Origin of the sequence: Micromonospora deserti, from assembly GCF_003236335.1 — a bacterium.
Classification (GTDB): domain Bacteria; phylum Actinomycetota; class Actinomycetes; order Mycobacteriales; family Micromonosporaceae; genus Micromonospora; species Micromonospora deserti.
Map to the genome: position 1 here is coordinate 1 of NZ_POUB01000135.1, position 16,530 is coordinate 16,530.

The following is a 16,530-nucleotide window of genomic DNA, read 5'->3' on the forward strand; positions in this document are numbered from 1 at the left end:
GCGGCGGGGTTTGTGCGGGTCGGGTGGGTGCGGGTCGGCCGGGCTCAGGCCGGGTCGTGGCGGGTGCGCCACAGCCAGAGCAGGCCGAGCACCGGGAGCACCAGCGGCACGTAGCCGTACCCGCTGCCGAACTCCGACCAGACCGTCTCGTCGGGGAAGAGGTCCGGGTCGACCAGGCTGAGGACGCCGACGCCGACCACTCCGGCCAGCTCCACGGTGCAGCAGGCCAGCGCGACGCGCCGGCCTGCGGCGCCGGCGCGGGCCAACCCCACCGCCGCCACGATGTAGATCGCCGCGGCCAGCGCGGAGAGGAGGTATGCCACCGGCGCCTCGTCGAACTTCGTGGCGATCTGCAGGCCGGCCCGGCTGGTCGCGGCGATGGCGAAGAGCAGGTAGACCGCGATCAGCAGCCGCCCTGGTCCGGAGTTGGTCCGCTTCCGCTCCACGGCCGGCGCCTCAGCCACCAAGCACCGCCCAGGTCTGCTGGAGCCGGACCACGACCACCGGGATGACCAGGCAGACGGCGCAGACGATCGCCGAGCCCCACCGGGTCGGCTCCATCCGGGCCAGTACCCAGGCCAGCGGTGGCAGGCAGACCAGCGTCACCAGGTAGCCGGCGAACGCCCCCGGCTCGCTCGGCCGGTCGCCGCCGCCGAGGGTGACCAGGGCCACCAGCGCCAACGCGAGCAGCGCCAGCTCGAGCACGCCCAGGCCGACGAACTGCACCCGGTCCGGCGCGCGGTGCCGCAGCGCCGCCACCAGGGCCCAGGCGGCGACCAGCAGCGACAGCACGATCGCGGCAGTCGCGAGGATCCCGTCCACCGGCGAGCCGGCTGCGGCCGCGCTGGTCATCGACGCCACCTGGTGCTGGGTTCGGTCACCGCCACACTCTACTAACCCGCGTAGTACACCCCGCCACCGCCGCCCCGAAGGATTCCCCCGGCGGCCGGTCCCGGGCCGCCGGTGGCGGCATGCGCCGGGCAGGTGGGCCGGGCAGGTCTCCGGGCCTGGTGCTCACCCTCGGCGAGCAGCCCGACCCCGAGGGCTGCGGGTAGGCCCCCGCAGCCTCAGGGTCTGGTCGGCCGTACTCCGCCGACGGCGCGTTTCGGCACGGTCGCCGGTGTCGGGCGGCGGCGGGTCGACGGGACGACTAGCGTGGATCACGGCTGCGGGGTGGGCCGCGGCATGACGACGACGGTGTGGGGGTTCTCGTGCTGCGGTTCGGGCTGTTCGGCACCGGTCACTGGGCGACGGAGACGCACGGCGCGGCGCTGGACGCGCATCCCGGCACCAACCTGGCCGGCGTCTGGGGCCGGGACCCGGAAAAGGCCGCCACTCTGGCACAGCGCTTCGGAGTGCCGGCGTTCGACGACGTCGACGCGCTGATCGACGCCTGCGACGCGGTCGCGGTCGCTCTCCCGCCGGACGTCCAGGCCGACATCGCCGTCCGCGCGGCGACCGCTGGCCGGCACCTGCTGCTGGACAAGCCGCTCGCCCTGAACACCGTCGACGCCGACCGGGTGGTCGACGCTGCGGCGGCGTCCGGGATCGCCTCGGTGGTCTTCTTCACCCAGCGGTTCCACCCGAACGTGACCGCCTTCCTCGCCGCGACAGCCGCGGCCGGCGGGTGGCAGCATGCCCGGGCGACCATGTTCGCCTCGATCTACCAGCCCGGCAGCCCGTACGGCGGCTCGCTGTGGCGCCGGCAGCACGGCGCGCTGTGGGACATCGGCCCGCACGCGCTGTCGGTGATCCTGCCGGTGCTGGGCCGGGTGACCCGGGTCGCCGCGATGGACGGCCCGAGCGGCATGTTGCACCTGCTACTCACCCACGACGGTGGCACCACCAGCACGGCCTCGCTCACCCTGGAGGCACCGACCGAGGCGATGACCCGCGACGTCACCTTCTATGGCGACAACGGCATCGAGAGCGTCCCGGCCGGCGCCGGCAGCGTCCGCGCCGCCTTCGGGCTGGCGATCGACCAACTGCTGGAGGAGATCGAGTCGGGCACCCGGGACCACCGCTGCGACGTCCGCTTCGGCCGTGAGGTGGTCGCCGTTCTCGCCGCCGCCGAGACCGCCCGCCGCGAGTCCCGCACCCTCGACCTCCCGGCCTGAGCCGTCACCTGCTCCGGTGCCGCGACCCCGCCGCTGCCGGAGCCGCCGTGCGTCGGCGGGTCAGGCCAGCGTGTTCAGTGCCTCGCTCAGTTCGGCGGGAGAGTCGAACTCCTCCACCGGCAGCGCCCGCAGCATCTGCAACATCTCCGTGCTGACCCCGTTCTCCTGGCCCCAGCGCACCAGGTCATCTCGGGAGACCGGGTAGTCGAGCCCGGCCAGGTACTCCTGCAACTGCACCCCGGTGACGGTCATGCCCGCCGGCTACCCGCTCAGCCCGTCGGCACACTCTCTGGAAAGGGAGGCGACGCCGTGGCGGTTTGCCCGCCGACCCGCCGGGTAGCCGCCCGCCATGCTGGTTCAGCGGCTCGGCGCGCCGAGCGACTTCGACCCGTTGCTGGCGCGCGTCCGGGATGCCCGGATCGTCATGATCGGCGAGGCGACGCACGGCAGCTACGACTACTACCGGTTGCGCGAACAGCTCACCCGCCGGTTGATCGCCGAGTGCGGGTTCTCCTTCGTCGCGGTGGAGGGGGACTGGCCCGACTGCGACCGGGTGCACCGCTCCGTCACCGCCGCGCCGGGTGGCGCCGCCGAGCCGCAGACCGCGCTGGAACGCTTCGAGCGTTGGCCCACCTGGATGTGGGCGAACGCGGAGGTGGCCCGGTTCTGCCGCTGGCTACGCGCGTGGAACGTGGAGCGGCCCGAGGCGGCGCGGGTCGGCTTCCACGGCCTCGACGTCTACAGCCTCTGGGAGTCGATGCAGGCGATCTTCGATTACCTGGGCGAGGAGGACCCGGCGTCGCTGGAGGCCGCGCAGGACGCGTACCGCTGCTTCGAGCCGTACGGCAAGCGGGTCGAGGAGTACGGCATGGCCAGCCGTTTCGCCTCGGCCCGCTGCGAGGACGAGGTGGTGCGGCTGCTGGCGCGTACCCGGGAACATGCCGCCGTGGACGGCGCGGACAGCTTCTCGGCCTGGCAGAACGCGGAGGTGGTGGCCGGCGCGGAGCGGTACTACCGGGCGATGGTCGCCGGCGGGCCGGAATCGTGGAACGTCCGGGATATCCACATGGCGGACACCCTGGACCGGCTGCTGGACCGGTACGGCCCGGACTCGCGGGGGATCGTCTGGGCGCACAACACCCACGTCGGCGACGCCCGGGCCACTGACATGGCCGCCGACGGGATGATCAACGTTGGGCAGCTGGCCCGGGAGCGGCACAGCGCCGAGGCGGTGGTGCTGGTCGGTTTCGGCAGCTACCGCGGCACGGTGATCGCCGCCCCCCGCTGGGGCTCACCCGCCGAGGCGATGGTGGTGCCGCCGGCCCGGCCCGGCTCCGTGGAGCGGCGGCTGCACGAGCTGATGCCGGAGCGGGCGGTGCTGGTCTTCGGCGGCGACGACCAGCCTGGCTGGGTCACCGACACGGTCGACCACCGGGCAATCGGGGTGGTCTACGACCCGTCCTTCGAGTCGTGGGGCAACTACGTGCCCACTCGACTGGGGGAGCGCTACGACGCGTTCATCTGGTGCGACGAGGCGACCGCTCTGCACCCCCTGCCCGCCCTCAGCGCTCCCGGCGAGATGGAAACCTACCCCGCCGGCGTCTGAACCCGCTGGCCCGGCGATTCGGCGATCATGCAGTTGTGGTGCCCGGTGGGCCTGGCTTCGCCGGTTACGCGGGGCACCACAACTGCGTGATCCACGGGGGTCAGACCGGGGTGGGGGTGCGCTCGGCGAGGTGGGCACGCAGGCCCTCGCCCTCGATGTCGACGTTGGGCAGCGCCCTGTGCAGCCAGCGGGGGAGCCACCAGGCCCGCTCGCCGAGCAGCGACATCACCGCCGGCACGATAGTCATCCGGACTACGAAGGCGTCGATGGCGACCCCGACGGCGAGCGCGAACCCCATCGACTTGATAACCGGGTCGTCGAGGAAGACGAAGCCGCCGAAGACCGAGATCATGATCAGCGCGGCGGCGGTGACCACCCGGGCGCCGTGCCCCATTCCGTTGATGGTGGCCTGCCGGGCGCTGTCTCCGTGTACGAAGTCCTCCCGCATCCGGGAGACCAGGAAGACCTCGTAGTCCATCGCCAGGCCGAACAGGATGCCGATCAGCAGGATGGGCAGGAAGCTGATCAGCGGAGCCGGGGTGTCCAGGCCCACCAGGTCTGCGAGGTGCCCCTGCTGGAACACCGCCACGGTGATGCCGAAGGTCGCGGCGACGGTGAGCAGGAAGCCCGCCGCAGCCTTGACCGGCACCAGCAGCGAGCGGAACACCAGCATCAGCAGCAGCACCGAGAGCCCGACCACCAGCAGCAGGTAGACCGGCAGGGCGTCGGAGAGCTTCGCCGAGACGTCGATGCCGATCGCGGTGGCGCCGGTCAGCAGCACGTCCGCCCCCCGGATTCCGCCGACCGCGTCGCGGATGTCGTTGACCAGGGTCTCGGTGGCCGCGTCGGTCGGGCCGGTCTTCGGCACCACGCCGAGCAGCGCGGTCCGGCCGTCGGGGCTCAGCTGCGGCGGGGCCACCGCGAGCACGTTGTCGGTGCGCTGGATCAGCGCGGTCACCTGTGGCACGGCGGCCGAGGTGGCCTGCGGGTTGTCGCCGGCGATGACCACCGCCAGCCGGCCGGTGAAGCCCGGCCCGAAGCCCTCGGTGATCAGGTCGTTGGACACCCGGGCCGGGGACTCGACGGGCGCGGCGCCGGCGTCGGGCAGGGACAGCCGCATGTCCGGCGCGGGCAGCGCGAGCAGCCCGAGGCCGAGCAGGCCGACCAGGATGACCGGCACCCGGAAGCGGATGACGGTGCGGGCCCAGCGGAAGCCGAATCCGGACCGGTCCTCGGCCGGGACGGCCCCGGCGTCCGGTGCCGGCGTGGCGGCCGGGGCCCCGACGGCGGCGCGCAGCTTGCGGGGGAGGACCCGGCGGCCGGCGAATCCGAGCAGCGCGGGTTGGAGCGTGATCGCGACCAGCACCGCGACGGTGACCGTGCCGGCCGCGGCCAGACCCATCACGGTCAGGAACGGGATGCCCACCACGGCCAGGCCGGCCAGGGCGATGACCACGGTCGCCCCGGCGAAGGCAACGGCCGAGCCGGCGGTGCCCACCGCCCGACCGACGGCCTCGTCCGGCGGCAGCCCGTCGAGCATGTTCTGGCGGTAGCGGGAGGTGATGAAGAGCGAGTAGTCGATGCCGACGGCCAGGCCGAGCATCAGGGCGAGGATCGGCGCGGTGCTGGTCAGCTCCACCACGTCGCTGAGCGCGAAGAGGCCGGCCATGCCGACCCCGACACCGATCAGCGCGTTGAGCATGGTCATCCCGGCCGCCACCAGCGACCCGAAGGTGACCACCAGGACGATCGCGGCGACCGCCACGCCGAGCGCCTCGGTGGAGCCGACCTCCGGCTCGGCGTTGAGCACCTCGCCGCCAGGCGCCACCTGCCAGCCCTGCGCCTCGGCCCGCGCGCCGACCTTCTCGTACGCCGCGCGCTGGCCGTCGGTGACGTCGTCGGCCCGGCCGGCGAACTGGACCTGGACCAGCGCGTACCGGCCGTCCGGGGAGACGGCACCGACCTGGAACGGGTCGACCGCGCCGACCACGCCGGGCAGCGTGGCGGCCTCCTGGGTGATCTCCGTCACCATCGCCTGGCCCTGCGGGGTGCCGAGCTGGCCGGCCGTCGGTGCCTTGACCGCGATCGTGCCGGTCGCGCCGCTGGCCGTCGGGAACTGCTCGGCGAGCAGGTCCAGCGCGCGTTGCGACCCGGTGCCGGGCATGGTGAAGTTGCTGGCCGTCGGGCCGCGCAGGGTCGCGGCGGCGAGGCCGAGTCCGACGAGTACGACGAGCCAGATCGCCGCGACGAGTCGCCGCCGGCGCAACGAGCCCCGGCCGAGCCGGTAGAGCAGGGTCGCCATCAGGGTTCCTTGTCCTCGGTCGTGGGTGGATGGACGGGTCAGTCGACGGGTTCCAGTGCCCGTCGCACGAGGGCCAGCAGCGCGGAGCGCAGCTCCTCGTCGGGTACGTCGACGAACTCCCCGCACGTCTCGGAGATGCCGGCGAGCAGCACGAAGGCGGTGATCCGGGCGGACGCCCGCTCGGGGTGCCCGGCGAGCGCGTCGATCAGCCGCTCGGAGATCCGCTGGATGTGCGCGAAGGCGGGCTGCTGGAGCAGCTCCGGGAACTCACCGCGGAGCAGGGCGATCTCCCGCCGGAAGCGGACGGCGAGGTCGACGAAGCCCTCGGCCGCGACCCGCTGGGCGTCCGCGCCGGCGTGCGCGGCGATCCGCTCGTCGAGCGCCTGGAGCACCTCGATCGCCGGGGCCATCAGCTCGGTGAGGATCGCCTCCTTGTTGGCGAAGTGGTAGAGCACCGCCGCCTTGGAGCAGCCCACCTCGCGCGCGATGTCCTGCAACGACGTGCCCCGGTAGCCGGTCACCGCGAAGCGGCGTGCCGCCGCGGCCAGGATCTCGTCGTGTTTCTCCGCCACCGCCCGTGCCATGCCGGTCCACCTCCTCGGACCAGCATGCCTGACCGATCGGTCAGGCGTTGACCGATCGGTCAGATAGGGCCCGTGGTCTTCGCCACAACGCCGGCGTGCTTCCCTTGGACGGGCCCCGCAACCGCCGAGGGCGCCGGCTCCACCGGCGCGGCGTCAGGCGCGGCCGGCCACGCTCGCCGGGCCCGGATCCACCGGGCCGTGCGCCCGGTCGTACGCGGCCCGGGCCTCGGCGATCGCAATCCGGTGCCGCTCGGCCCAGCTGGTCAGGGCGACCAGCGACTCGTAGAGCTCCAGCGCGATCGGGGTGGCGGTGTACTCGACCTTCGGCGGCACGGTCGGGTACACCGTCCGACGCAGCAGGCCGTCGCGTTCCAGGTTGCGCAGGGTCAGCGTGAGCATCCGCCGGCTGATCCCCTCGACGAAGCGCTCCAGCTCGGTGAAGCGCACCGGGCCCTGGGAGGCGGCGACCAGGATGCCGATGCTCCACTTGCCGCCCACCCGGTCGAGCACCTCGCGGACCGTGCACGCCTTGGCCTGACCGGGGGTGAAGGGCGCGTCGCCGAGGTCGCACGCCTGGCTCCGATCGCCGGTCACGGGCACACCGCTGTTCCCCTGGGACATGAAAGTGCCTCCTTACGCTCCGCCTCATGGTCACAGAAGATGGCGTCGGTAACAAACCGTGCACCTAGGAGGCGTCCCCGTGTCGACCCGTACCGAACCGTCCCGCTGGCCCGCGCTGCTCGTGCTCTGCGCCGGTAGCCTCATGATCATCCTGGACGGCAGCGTCGTCGCGGTGGCGCTGCCGGCCATCCAGCGCGACCTCGGCTTCACCGCCACCGGCCTGGCCTGGGTGGTCAACGCCTACCTGATCGCCTTCGGCGGGCTGCTGCTGCTCGCCGGGCGCCTCGGCGACCTGCTCGGCCGACGGCAGGTGTTCCTGGCCGGCGTCGCGCTGTTCACCCTCGCCTCGCTGCTCTGCGCGGTGGCGACCGGCCCGGCGGTGCTGGTCGTGGCCCGCTTCCTGCAGGGCGTCGGCGGGGCGCTGGCCATGGCGGTCAGTCTCGGCATGATCGTCCGGCTCTTCCCGGAACCGGCCGAGCGGGCGCGGGCGATCGCGGTGTTCAGCTTCACCGGGGCCGCCGGCTCCTCCATCGGCATGCTGGCCGGAGGCGTGCTCACCGACCTCTTCGGCTGGCCCGCGATCTTCCTGGTCAACCTGCCCATCGGGCTGGTGATCCTGACGGCCGCCGTACGCCTGATCGGCGCCGACACCGGGATCGGCCTGCGCGCCGGCCTGGACCTGCTCGGCGCGATGCTGGTCACCGCCGGTCTGATGGTCGCCGTGCTGGCCATCGTCGGCACCGGCGAGCACGGCTGGACCGCGCCCCGTACGCTCGGCGCCGCCGCGCTCGCGGCGGCACTGCTCGGCGGGTTCGCGCTGCGCCAGCGGGTGGCCACCACCCCGCTGCTGCCGCCCCGGGTGCTGCGCGCCCCGGACCTGGTCGCCGCCAACGTCGTGCAGTTCCTCATGGTCGCCGCGTTCTTCGGCTTCCAGTTCCTGCTCGCGCTGGAACTCCAGCTGGTCCTGGCGCTCGACGCAGCCGCCACCGGGCTGGCCTTCCTCCCCACCCCGGTGGCGATCGCGGTGGTCTCGCTCGGCCTCGCCGGCCGGCTGGTGGCCCGGTTCGGCGCCCGGGCCGTGCTGCTCGCCGGGCTCGCCCTCGCCGTCGCCGGGTTCCTGCTGCTCGCCCGGCTGCCGGTCGACGGCCGCTACCCGACCGACGTGCTGCCCGCGATCCTGATCTTCGGGGTCGCCGGCGGGCTGGCGCTGCCGGCGGTGACCACGCTGGCCATGGCCGGCGCGGAGCCGTCCGACGCCGGTCTCGCCTCCGGGCTGGCCAACACCACCCAGCAGGTCGGCGGCGCGCTCGGGCTGGCCGCGCTGGCCACCCTGGCCGCCGAGCGCACCGGCCGGCTGCGGGACGCCGGTTGGGTCGAGGTCGCGGCGCTCGCCGCCGGCTACCGGACCGCCTTCGCGGTCGCCGCCGCGCTGGTCACGGCGGCGCTGCTGGTCGCCGTGGTCGCCCTTCGCCGGCCCGCGACGACGGGTCAGGGCGGCGTGGCGGGTCAGGGCGGCGTGGCGGGTCAGGGCGGCGCGGCGGAGCAGGGCACCCGGGCCGGCGTGTCCAGGGTGGCCGGGTAGGCGTGCGACGGCGGGGGACAGGCAGCTGTTGGCGCGGTGCGGCCGGCGCATTCCGGCGCGCCGCGCCTGGTTGACCGGCGCGGGCGGTGCCGGCAGGGTGATCGGATGGGCGGGGCTGAGGAGAACCGGGACGGGGTGGCGTTGACCAACCTCGACCAGTCGCTGTTCGACGGTGCGCAGGCCAGCAAGCGGGACCTGGTCGACTACCTCGACGCGGTCCGCGACCGGATCCTGCCGCAGCTGCGGGACCGGCCGCTGTCGGTGATCCGGGTGCTGCGTGGGCAGCCGCCGTTCATGCAGAAGAACCTGCCCAGGTACACCCCCGAGTGGGTCCGCCGGACGGCGGTCTGGGCCGAGGCGTCGCATCGGGAGATCTCGTACGCGCTCTGCGACGACCGGCGCACCCTGCTCTGGTTCGCCAACCAGCGGGCGGTGGAGTACCACCCGACCCTGGCCACGGTCGACGACCTGCACCGCCCCACCCACCTGGTGCTCGACCTGGACCCGCCGGAGGGCGCTGCGTTCCGGTTGGCCGTGGCCGCCGCGCTGCTGGTGCGGCAGGCGCTCACCGAAGCCGGCCTGTCCGGGGCGGTGAAGACCAGCGGGGCCAAGGGGGTGCACATCTTCGTGCCGGTCGAGGCCGGCGCCGGCGCCGAGGACATGGCCGCCGCCACCCGCGCCATCGCGGCGCGGGCGGAACGGCTCGACCCGGCGCTCGCCACCACCGCCTTCATCCGCCAGGACCGGGGCGGCAAGGTCTTCGTGGACTCCACCCGGGCCGGTGGGGCGACGGTGGTGGCCGCGTACAGCCCGCGGCTGCGGCCGGGCGTGCCGGTGTCGTTCCCGGTGGACTGGGCCGAGCTGGAAGCGGTCACCCCGGCGGACTTCACCATCCGTACGGTGCCGGCCCTGGTCGTGGCGGGTGATCCGTGGGCGGAGCGGATGCCCGCGCCGCAGCGGCTCCCGGCCGACCTGGTCGCCGAGGGGCACACCATCCCGATCGCCCGCGTGCAGGCCATGCACGAGGGCAAGCGTCGGGCCCGTGCCCGCCGTGCCGCCGGCTGACCCCGCCGCCAACGCTTACCTTCTTACGGTCTTTGCATGGGGTGGCGATGGTCTCGGCGTAGCCGCTACTACTCGGGCTCGCCCACTACGGCCTGCCTCGCGGTGACCGGGCTGACCGCAGCCTGTCCTACTTGGGGCCGCCCTCCGCTCCTGGGGCGGCATCCGTGTTCCGTACCCGCGCCCGGCGGGTCACGGTGGGCTATTGCCGGCCCCGCCCGGTTCCGATCCATCCGGACCGGACCATCCGGGAAGTGGCTCCGGCGTCCGGGGTGGCAGAAAGCGGCTGCCCTTCTCAGACAAGCAGGGGCGGGACGTCCCAGCACCCAGCGCTAGGATGCGGTGGCTCATCAGAGGGGGCCACATGGCGGAGGGCTACGAGATCCGGCTGGGCCTCGTGTCTGGTGAGAACGCTGTTGAATCAATCGTCCGTGCGCTGGAAGACGCTCTGTCGGTCTGGTTCGAGCCAACAGGGGATCGCCGTTACATCGGCGAGGATGAGTTGAATCTTGCGGCGATTAGGCTCGAGCTCGCGGCTGGCGATCCGGCCGACAACGTCCATCACCTGCTGTGTCCCTACTCGCTGCGAGTGACTTTGCGTGTGCCTGCGCAGGTGGAAGAGGCCCTGGATCCCCCGGGAACTCGCGAATCGGGACAATCAGGCGGTCGAATAATCCGTACGCCGTCCATCCGATGATCAACCCTTGTCGGAGTATCGAAGATGATTTACTCTGCGCTGACTCATATATGCACCGCTGCGTGTGCGACAGCCGTGGCGAGCTGCTGGAAGAGGCAAGGACACGATCAACCGCGTGTGCCGGCGGGCGCGGGCCGCCGTGTTCACGCCCGAGGTTGAAGCCTCACACGGCTGAGGCCTGCCGAACTTCGGCACGCATTCGGCACAGACGCCCACCACGGGCCGCTGACGGCCGGACATGGTCATACGACTAAGGCCCCTGACCGGGTTTCCCCTGGTCGGGGGCCTTTCGTGCTGGTCAACTCTGGTGCCCCCGGACAGAGACAAACCTGCAAGCCTTTGATCTTGATTGCCCGGTATTCCCGACGCCCTTTTACCTGATCAGGCGGTTGCCAGCGTCCAGGCCAACCTACCCGAGACAGTCACTAACGTTTTTGCAGGTTGGTCCTTGCGGCCTCGGCGTCTGCACAGGTCGGCCACGACCGCCCGGCTTCCGACCGCCAACGGCGGTGCCGGGCCAGCTTGGCGGGGCGCCGGGCGGGACTATCGACCCACCAGTTGGTCGGCGAGGTCGGAGCGGCGGTAGAGCACCGAGCGGCCGTGTCGGGCGCTGACCAGGAGTCCGCCGTCACGTAGGGCGCGGAGGTGTTGGTTGACGGCCGTGGTGGTGACGCCGAGGCGCGCGGCCAGCTCGGTGGAGGAGGCGGGTGTCTCGAGGTGGACGAGCAGACCCGCGCGCGTGGCGCCGACGATCGCGGCGAGGGCGTCGGGAGCCTGCAGTGGCTGGGGCTCCCACAGGGTGGCGAGGCCGCGGGCGGCGTAGAGGATCATGGGTGGCTCGGCGGGGGAGATGGGCGTTGAGGCGTTGGTGGTCCACAGCGTGGGCACGAGGGTCAGCCCGCCGATGGTCGGGCGGGCATAGTCCAGTTTGGAGCGGAGCTGTATCTCGACGACGTTGTCGACCAGCCGCACCGTGGGCGACAGGTCGGCGAACATCGCCGCGAGCCCGTGCTGGGCGATCTGCCGTCCGCGGTACGTGACGTCGCCCTCGAGTAGCGCCCGCATCCGTGGCCAGTGCGGCTCGAAGCAGCGCTGCCAGTAGCCGGTGAGCGCGTCAACGATGCGGGCGAGCACGCGGTGCGCGGATCCGCGCAGTGGCCGGGGGAGTGGGACGGCGCCGTGTATGGCCCGCAGGTCGCTGCGCACGATCGCCGGCTCGGTCTGGGCCAGCTGGGCCAGCTCGTCGTCGATGCGGGTCAGCGGCGAGTACGGGCGCGGGTTGAGGAAGTCGGGCGTCCACAGCCGGTCGTTGGTCAGCACGGAGAGCGTGACCTCGTCGAGGTCGGCGCGCGCCTCGTCCAGGGCGTGCAGCCAGCGCAGGTGCAGCGGAAACCGGCCCGGGTCGCGCCAGGCACGCAGAGACAGCACCAGCTCGTTGAGCGGGGACACCGCGAACCGCACGTCGGCCAGGTCCATGCCGACCAGCTCGTACCGGATCATGAAGAGTAACGCTACATCGTTGGTGGCCTCGCGGGGTCTCCTGCGAGAGCTACGGGCGTGCTTCTTGTCGCGAGCCGTACCACCGTCCGGCGCACGCTGCTGCCGGACGACCCGGTTGCCCGGGCGCTGACCTGGTCGACCATGTCCTCGTACCCCTGTGGATCGCCGGATGGACGACGGCGCCGGCGGTCACCGTCGCGGCGCTGCTGGCCCTCAACACTGTGATCCTCTCTCTGCTCCAGGGTCTGGGCGGCGCGCCGCGCGCGCGACCTGCCGGCGGCCGGGCGCTCCGTGGCCAGAGCCGGTGCGTTGCTGGCCGTCGCATGCGGGTTGTACGCGGCGGCTACCTCCGGCGGCATCGCGGTGGTCGTGGTGGTGCTGGCGCTGGCGCTGGCGACCGTGGCGCACAGCCTCGCCGAGGTCGTCTCCGAGGCCGGCGCCTGGACGCTGGCCTTCGATCTCGCCGATCCGGACAACGCCGGCGCATACCAAGGGGTCAGCCAGACCGGCGCAGCCCTTGGCTCGATGCTCGCGCCGCTGGTCGTCACCGCCACCGCCATCGAGCACGGCCGGGCCGGGTGGGTGGTGCTCGCCGCGCTTTTCCTGGCGGCCGGACTGTCCACAAGGGCACTCGTCCGGCGGCATGCCGCGGGATGAGGGCGGCCCTTCCGTTGTGGTGTCCACTGCGGACGAGTTCGAGGGCTTCGCGGGCCTGGCTTACGCCCGGCGGAGACGACGATCTTGTCGCGTCGTCGTCGTGAGCCTGATGCCGGTGAGGTCAAAGAGCTGCCCCGGATGTGTCATCGTGGTTGGCCGCCGCCGAGTCGGGACAGCGTTGCTCGGACCTCGGCGAGAACGGCGTCGGCGTCCGCCGCGCTGCTGCCTGGGTTCACGACGCAGGCGCGCAGGGCGAACGCTCCGTTGACGGTGGTGCCGGCGAGGAACGCGCGGCCACCGAGCTGTACCGCGTTCAGCACCTCGCGGTTGAGTTCGTCGAGGGCCTGGTCGTCGCCGGCGCAGTCGACGGGGCGGCAGCGGAAGCACACGACGCTGAGCCCGTTGGCGAGCAGTTGCAGGTCGGGTGCGGCCCTGACGCCGGATGCGAGCCGGTTGGCGGTGGCGATGTCGTGGGCGATGAGGTCTCGGTACCCGGTGGTACCGAGGTGTTTGAGCAGCAGCCACACCTTGAGGGCGCGGAACGGTCGGGTTTGGTCGAAGCCGTATTCGCTGAACCATACCGGCCCGCTCACCCCGTCTGGGTCGTCGTCGGTGCGCAGGTACGGCGGGACGAGGCTGAAGGCGTCGCGGGCGAGGTGCCGGTCGCGGACGAGGACGAGCCCGGCGTCGACCGGGGCGTAGAGCCACTTGTGCGGGTCCATGGCGAGGCTGTCGACCCGGGCCAGCGCCGTCTTGGTCGCGCGGTGTTCGTCGAGCAGTAGCACGGCGGGTGCGCCGTACGAGCCGTCGACGTGCAGCCATACGCCGTGCTCGGCGCAGACGTCGGCGATCGCGTCGAGCGGGTCGATCGCGCCGGTGTTGACCGTACCGGCGCTGGCCATGACCGCGACCGGGATATGGCCGTTGGCACGGTCCCGGACGATCTGGTCGCGTAACGCGTCCGGTCGCAGCCGGTGGCCGTCGTTGGAGGCGATGGTGCGGACGTTGGCCGAGCCGATGCCGAGCAGTTCGGCCGCCTTGCGGGCCGACCCGTGTCCTTCCGTGCCGAGATACAGCAGGAAGCGCCGGGCGTGGCCCTGCAGCCCGTCCGCGCGCACGTCGATATCGGCGCGTCGGGCGGCTCGGTGGCGGGCCACGGTCAGTGCGGTCAGCGTGGCCATGGAGCCGCCGCTGGTCAGCAGGCCCATGCTCTCATCGCCGAACCCGGCCAGATCGGCGAACCAGCGCACAACTTGGTGTTCGATGTGGACGGCGGCGTGGTTGCCGCCGGCCACGCTCGGGTTCATCGCGGCGGCGAGCGCCTCGGCGAAGACCCCGAGCGGGTGGGGTGGTGAGTTGACCCAGGCGTAGAAGCGGGGGTGCCCGTTGCCGAATGGGTACGGTGCGACCCGCTCGACGAAGTCTTTCAGCACTGCGTCAACGGGCGCGCCGCCGGTCGGGATCGGTTCGGTGGCGAGGGCGCGGGCCTGCTCGGCAGGGTACGGCTGGAACACGGCCCGCTGCGGTAGACCGGACAGGTAGTCGGCGACGATGTCGACCATCCGGTGCCCGAGCTGCCGCACGTCGTCGGCGGGCCAACTCCAGCCCACGGGGATCGGTGCCTGCGCGGTCATCGGCTGGCTCCATGAGCCGCGCCGCCAGCAAGGTCCATCACCAGGTAGTAGACGCACGGTACGGCCACCGGATTTGCGAAGCCGTGGTGGCAGTCCCCGGCGTAGAAGACGCTGTCGCCCTCGTGTAAGTCCACCTCGTCGCCGTCCAGCGACAAGCGCAACGTGCCCGCCTCCACAGCCAGGTACTCCCGCGATCCGGGACCGTGTGGCTGGAAGACGCCCGCGTCGACACCCGCGCCGATGGTGGTGCGCATGAACTCGAACTCCACCCCGGGAAGCACCGGGCTGAGGACACGCCGCTCCCAACCGGACGCGTCCCGGGCCACGTCCTGCTCATCGCGCCGCAACACCACCGTGCGGGCGGACGCTTCCGCGCGGAGCAGCCGGGCGATGCTGGTGCCCAGGCCAGTGGCGATGCGATCGAGAACGAGCACCGTCGGTACCCGGCTGCCGCGCTCCACCTCTGACAGCATGCTGCGGCTGACCCCGCTCGCGGTGGCTAACCCCTCCAGCGTGAAGCCCCGCCGGCGGCGTTCGTCGCGCAGTCGGCGGCCAATTGCGGCCAGGTCGAGGCCGGTGTCAAGCGGAATCAAGATCACTCCTCCACTATAACGGAACTCCACTATAGTGGAGTCGCCTACCGATGGCCGACGGATGGAGCGAGTCGTGATGAACCCGAACATGGTGGGAGTGACGGTCGAGCGGGTGGCGCTGGCCGTGCTGCCCACCCCACTGCAGCCGATGGACCGCCTCGGCGAGCAGTTGGGTCTGCCGCCCGGGCGGCTGTGGGTCAAACGGGACGACCTCACCGGGCTGGCGCTCGGCGGCAACAAGGCCCGCAAGTTGGAGTACTCCGTAGCGGAGGCACTTGCCGCTGGCGCGGACACCCTGGTTACCGGAGGCGCGGCGCAGAGCAACCACGTGCGGATGACCGCGGCTGCGGCTGCCCGGCTGGGGCTGAGTTGCGTCGCGGTGCTCACCGGCACCGAGCCCAGCACGTGGGAGGGCAACCTGCTGCTAAGCGAGATGCTTGGCGTGCAGGTGCGGTGGGCCGGGAGCGTGGACTACGCCGGACTCAACGCCGCAATCACCGAGGCGGCAGATATCGCTCGGCAGGACGGCTCCCGCCCGTACGTGCTCCCGGTGGGTGGTGCGTCGCTGGCGGGCGACCTCGGTTACGTCACCGCCGCCGTCGAGCTACGCCGCCAGCTACCGGACCTTGCGCTGGTCGTAACGGCGGACGCCTCCGGTGGAACGCATGCCGGACTGGTCGCCGGCCTTGGCGACCACCGGCTGGTCCTCGGCGTGGACACCGGTAATCGACCTGACCTGCTCGACGCGGTGCCACGGATGGCCGCCGATGCCGCACGCGCAGCCGGACTGCCCACGCCGACGGGCTCTGCACGCCTGGACCGCGAGCAGATCGGCGGCGGTTACAGTCAGCCCACCCCAGCCGGGCGTCACGCCCTGGACCTAGCCGCACGTACCGAAGGTCTGCTCCTCGAACCCGTCTACACCGCCAAGGCGATGGCCAGCCTCCTCGCGCACGCCACCCGTGGACGGCTACCAGAGGGACCCGTGGTTTTCCTGCACACTGGCGGATACCCCGAGTTGTTCATCGGCCACTACAACCGTTGGCTGCGCACAGCGCCGGCCGCAGACCGCGATCACCCACCCGCGGTCGCAGCGCCATCCACTGAGCCGACGGCCACCTGGTAAGCCGCAGGCCAAGCCCGTTGGTGTGGCGGGTTTGACCCGCCAGGTCGTCGCCGTCGCGCGGGCCGCAGATCCGGATGTTCAAGCATGTTCAACGACGATATGGACAGGGCCTCGGCGATGCCGAGGCCCTGTCTCGCAGTTATCTCTAGGTCACCTGATAGGTTGCTTCGACCGTCAGTCGGCGATCGATCACGCTGAGTTTTTGCAGTTCTGTGACGTGCCCCCGGCAGGATTCGAACCTGCGCCCCCGCCTCCGGAGGGCGGTGCTCTATCCCCTGAGCTACGGGGGCTCAGCGACTGGAGAAGACTAGCAAACCTCCCCCGCTATCACCCAATCGGTATCCACCCACCCCATCGCGTCAGCTCACCCCGCTGCCGGCGCTCATGCCGTTGTGGTGCCGGACGAACCGGTATGAAGCATCGCCCGACGGGCACCACATGTGCATGAT

At 72.1% G+C, this 16,530-nt stretch carries 16 protein-coding genes and 1 tRNA gene; 7 read left to right on the top strand and 10 right to left on the bottom strand.

The features are described 5' to 3' along the window. Window positions 1–44: 44 nt before the first annotated feature. Both C1I99_RS18850 and C1I99_RS18855 read right to left on the bottom strand, forming a co-directional pair. Window positions 45–467: a hypothetical protein gene (locus C1I99_RS18850; protein WP_438941429.1), complete on the bottom strand. Its 423-nt coding sequence runs from the start codon at window positions 465–467 to the stop codon at window positions 45–47. After that, the gene (locus C1I99_RS18855) at window positions 457–852 is read right to left on the bottom strand and encodes a hypothetical protein (RefSeq protein ID WP_111135539.1); all 396 of its coding nucleotides are present in this window, start codon (window positions 850–852) and stop codon (window positions 457–459) included. Before C1I99_RS18855 ends, C1I99_RS18850 begins: the two co-directional genes overlap by 11 nt. A 359-nt stretch (window positions 853–1,211) precedes the next feature. Between C1I99_RS18855 and C1I99_RS18860 the strand changes: the two genes are divergently transcribed. Continuing rightward, a complete protein-coding gene (locus tag C1I99_RS18860; protein ID WP_199562250.1) occupies window positions 1,212–2,117 on the top strand; it encodes a Gfo/Idh/MocA family protein in 906 nt (301 codons plus the stop codon). Window positions 2,118–2,177: 60 nt separating this feature from the next. Here C1I99_RS18860 and C1I99_RS18865 read toward each other — a convergent pair whose 3' ends face one another. Beyond that, window positions 2,178–2,369, bottom strand: coding sequence for a DUF2795 domain-containing protein (locus C1I99_RS18865; RefSeq protein WP_111135540.1), 192 nt, complete (start codon window positions 2,367–2,369; stop codon window positions 2,178–2,180). Window positions 2,370–2,466: 97 nt separating this feature from the next. Between C1I99_RS18865 and C1I99_RS18870 the strand changes: the two genes are divergently transcribed. After that, window positions 2,467–3,723 carry an erythromycin esterase family protein gene (locus C1I99_RS18870; protein ID WP_111135541.1) on the top strand — a complete coding sequence of 419 codons (1,257 nt, stop codon included), beginning with the start codon at window positions 2,467–2,469 and terminating at the stop codon, window positions 3,721–3,723. A 100-nt stretch (window positions 3,724–3,823) separates the two neighbouring features. Here C1I99_RS18870 and C1I99_RS18875 read toward each other — a convergent pair whose 3' ends face one another. From C1I99_RS18875 to C1I99_RS18885, 3 genes are all read right to left on the bottom strand, one after another. After that, a complete protein-coding gene (locus C1I99_RS18875; RefSeq protein WP_111135542.1) occupies window positions 3,824–6,025 on the bottom strand; it encodes an MMPL family transporter in 2,202 nt (733 codons plus the stop codon). A 38-nt stretch (window positions 6,026–6,063) separates the two neighbouring features. Beyond that, complete coding sequence (locus C1I99_RS18880; RefSeq protein WP_111135543.1) at window positions 6,064–6,609, bottom strand: TetR/AcrR family transcriptional regulator; 546 nt, start codon at window positions 6,607–6,609, stop codon at window positions 6,064–6,066. Between the two features lie 153 nt (window positions 6,610–6,762). Continuing rightward, the gene (locus C1I99_RS18885; RefSeq protein WP_111135544.1) at window positions 6,763–7,203 is read right to left on the bottom strand and encodes a winged helix-turn-helix transcriptional regulator; all 441 of its coding nucleotides are present in this window, start codon (window positions 7,201–7,203) and stop codon (window positions 6,763–6,765) included. 106 nt (window positions 7,204–7,309) lie between these two features. On the opposite strand from C1I99_RS18885, the gene C1I99_RS18890 reads away from it, so the two are divergent. The 3 genes from C1I99_RS18890 (at window position 7,310) to C1I99_RS32345 (ending at window position 10,571) form a co-directional block, all read left to right on the top strand. Further along, on the top strand, window positions 7,310–8,812 hold the full coding sequence (locus C1I99_RS18890) for an MFS transporter (protein ID WP_233512579.1): 1,503 nt from the start codon (window positions 7,310–7,312) through the stop codon (window positions 8,810–8,812). Between the two features lie 105 nt (window positions 8,813–8,917). Next, entirely contained in the window at window positions 8,918–9,877 is a 960-nt protein-coding gene (gene ligD, locus C1I99_RS18895; RefSeq protein WP_111135545.1) for a non-homologous end-joining DNA ligase, read from the top strand. Window positions 9,878–10,238: 361 nt separating this feature from the next. Then, the gene (locus C1I99_RS32345) at window positions 10,239–10,571 is read left to right on the top strand and encodes a hypothetical protein (protein WP_146603990.1); all 333 of its coding nucleotides are present in this window, start codon (window positions 10,239–10,241) and stop codon (window positions 10,569–10,571) included. Window positions 10,572–11,114: 543 nt separating this feature from the next. On the opposite strand, the gene C1I99_RS18900 is transcribed toward C1I99_RS32345, so the two are convergent. Continuing rightward, entirely contained in the window at window positions 11,115–12,071 is a 957-nt protein-coding gene (locus tag C1I99_RS18900; protein WP_111135546.1) for an ArsR/SmtB family transcription factor, read from the bottom strand. Window positions 12,072–12,380: 309 nt separating this feature from the next. Between C1I99_RS18900 and C1I99_RS32825 the strand changes: the two genes are divergently transcribed. Next, window positions 12,381–12,728 carry a hypothetical protein gene (locus tag C1I99_RS32825; RefSeq protein ID WP_158554082.1) on the top strand — a complete coding sequence of 116 codons (348 nt, stop codon included), beginning with the start codon at window positions 12,381–12,383 and terminating at the stop codon, window positions 12,726–12,728. Window positions 12,729–12,871: 143 nt separating this feature from the next. On the opposite strand, the gene C1I99_RS18905 is transcribed toward C1I99_RS32825, so the two are convergent. Further along, window positions 12,872–14,362, bottom strand: coding sequence for a pyridoxal phosphate-dependent decarboxylase family protein (locus C1I99_RS18905; protein ID WP_199562248.1), 1,491 nt, complete (start codon window positions 14,360–14,362; stop codon window positions 12,872–12,874). Continuing rightward, window positions 14,359–14,961 (bottom strand): helix-turn-helix domain-containing protein, encoded by a 603-nt coding sequence (locus tag C1I99_RS18910; protein ID WP_233512580.1) that lies wholly within the window; start codon window positions 14,959–14,961, stop codon window positions 14,359–14,361. The genes C1I99_RS18905 and C1I99_RS18910 overlap by 4 nt, the downstream gene beginning before the upstream one ends. Before the next feature lie 106 nt (window positions 14,962–15,067). Between C1I99_RS18910 and C1I99_RS18915 the strand changes: the two genes are divergently transcribed. Continuing rightward, on the top strand, window positions 15,068–16,081 hold the full coding sequence (locus C1I99_RS18915; protein ID WP_233512581.1) for a 1-aminocyclopropane-1-carboxylate deaminase/D-cysteine desulfhydrase: 1,014 nt from the start codon (window positions 15,068–15,070) through the stop codon (window positions 16,079–16,081). A gap of 218 nt (window positions 16,082–16,299) precedes the next feature. Here C1I99_RS18915 and C1I99_RS18920 read toward each other — a convergent pair. Next, window positions 16,300–16,371: transfer RNA gene (locus C1I99_RS18920), tRNA-Arg, on the bottom strand. Window positions 16,372–16,530: the final 159 nt, after the last annotated feature.

Excerpts from the sequence above, each read along its gene's own strand:
- C1I99_RS18855 (WP_111135539.1), bottom strand. The coding sequence starts at position 852 with ATGACCAGCGCGGCCGCAGCCGGCTCGCCGGTGGACGGGATCCTCGCG.
- C1I99_RS18900 (WP_111135546.1), bottom strand. The coding sequence starts at position 12,071 with ATGATCCGGTACGAGCTGGTCGGCATGGACCTGGCCGACGTGCGGTTC.
- C1I99_RS18870 (WP_111135541.1), top strand. The coding sequence starts at position 2,467 with ATGCTGGTTCAGCGGCTCGGCGCGCCGAGCGACTTCGACCCGTTGCTG.
- ligD (WP_111135545.1), top strand. The coding sequence starts at position 8,918 with ATGGGCGGGGCTGAGGAGAACCGGGACGGGGTGGCGTTGACCAACCTC.
- C1I99_RS32345 (WP_146603990.1), top strand. The coding sequence starts at position 10,239 with ATGGCGGAGGGCTACGAGATCCGGCTGGGCCTCGTGTCTGGTGAGAAC.
- C1I99_RS18880 (WP_111135543.1), bottom strand. The coding sequence starts at position 6,609 with ATGGCACGGGCGGTGGCGGAGAAACACGACGAGATCCTGGCCGCGGCG.
- C1I99_RS18865 (WP_111135540.1), bottom strand. The coding sequence starts at position 2,369 with ATGACCGTCACCGGGGTGCAGTTGCAGGAGTACCTGGCCGGGCTCGAC.
- C1I99_RS18905 (WP_199562248.1), bottom strand. The coding sequence starts at position 14,362 with ATGACCGCGCAGGCACCGATCCCCGTGGGCTGGAGTTGGCCCGCCGAC.
- C1I99_RS18875 (WP_111135542.1), bottom strand. The coding sequence starts at position 6,025 with ATGGCGACCCTGCTCTACCGGCTCGGCCGGGGCTCGTTGCGCCGGCGG.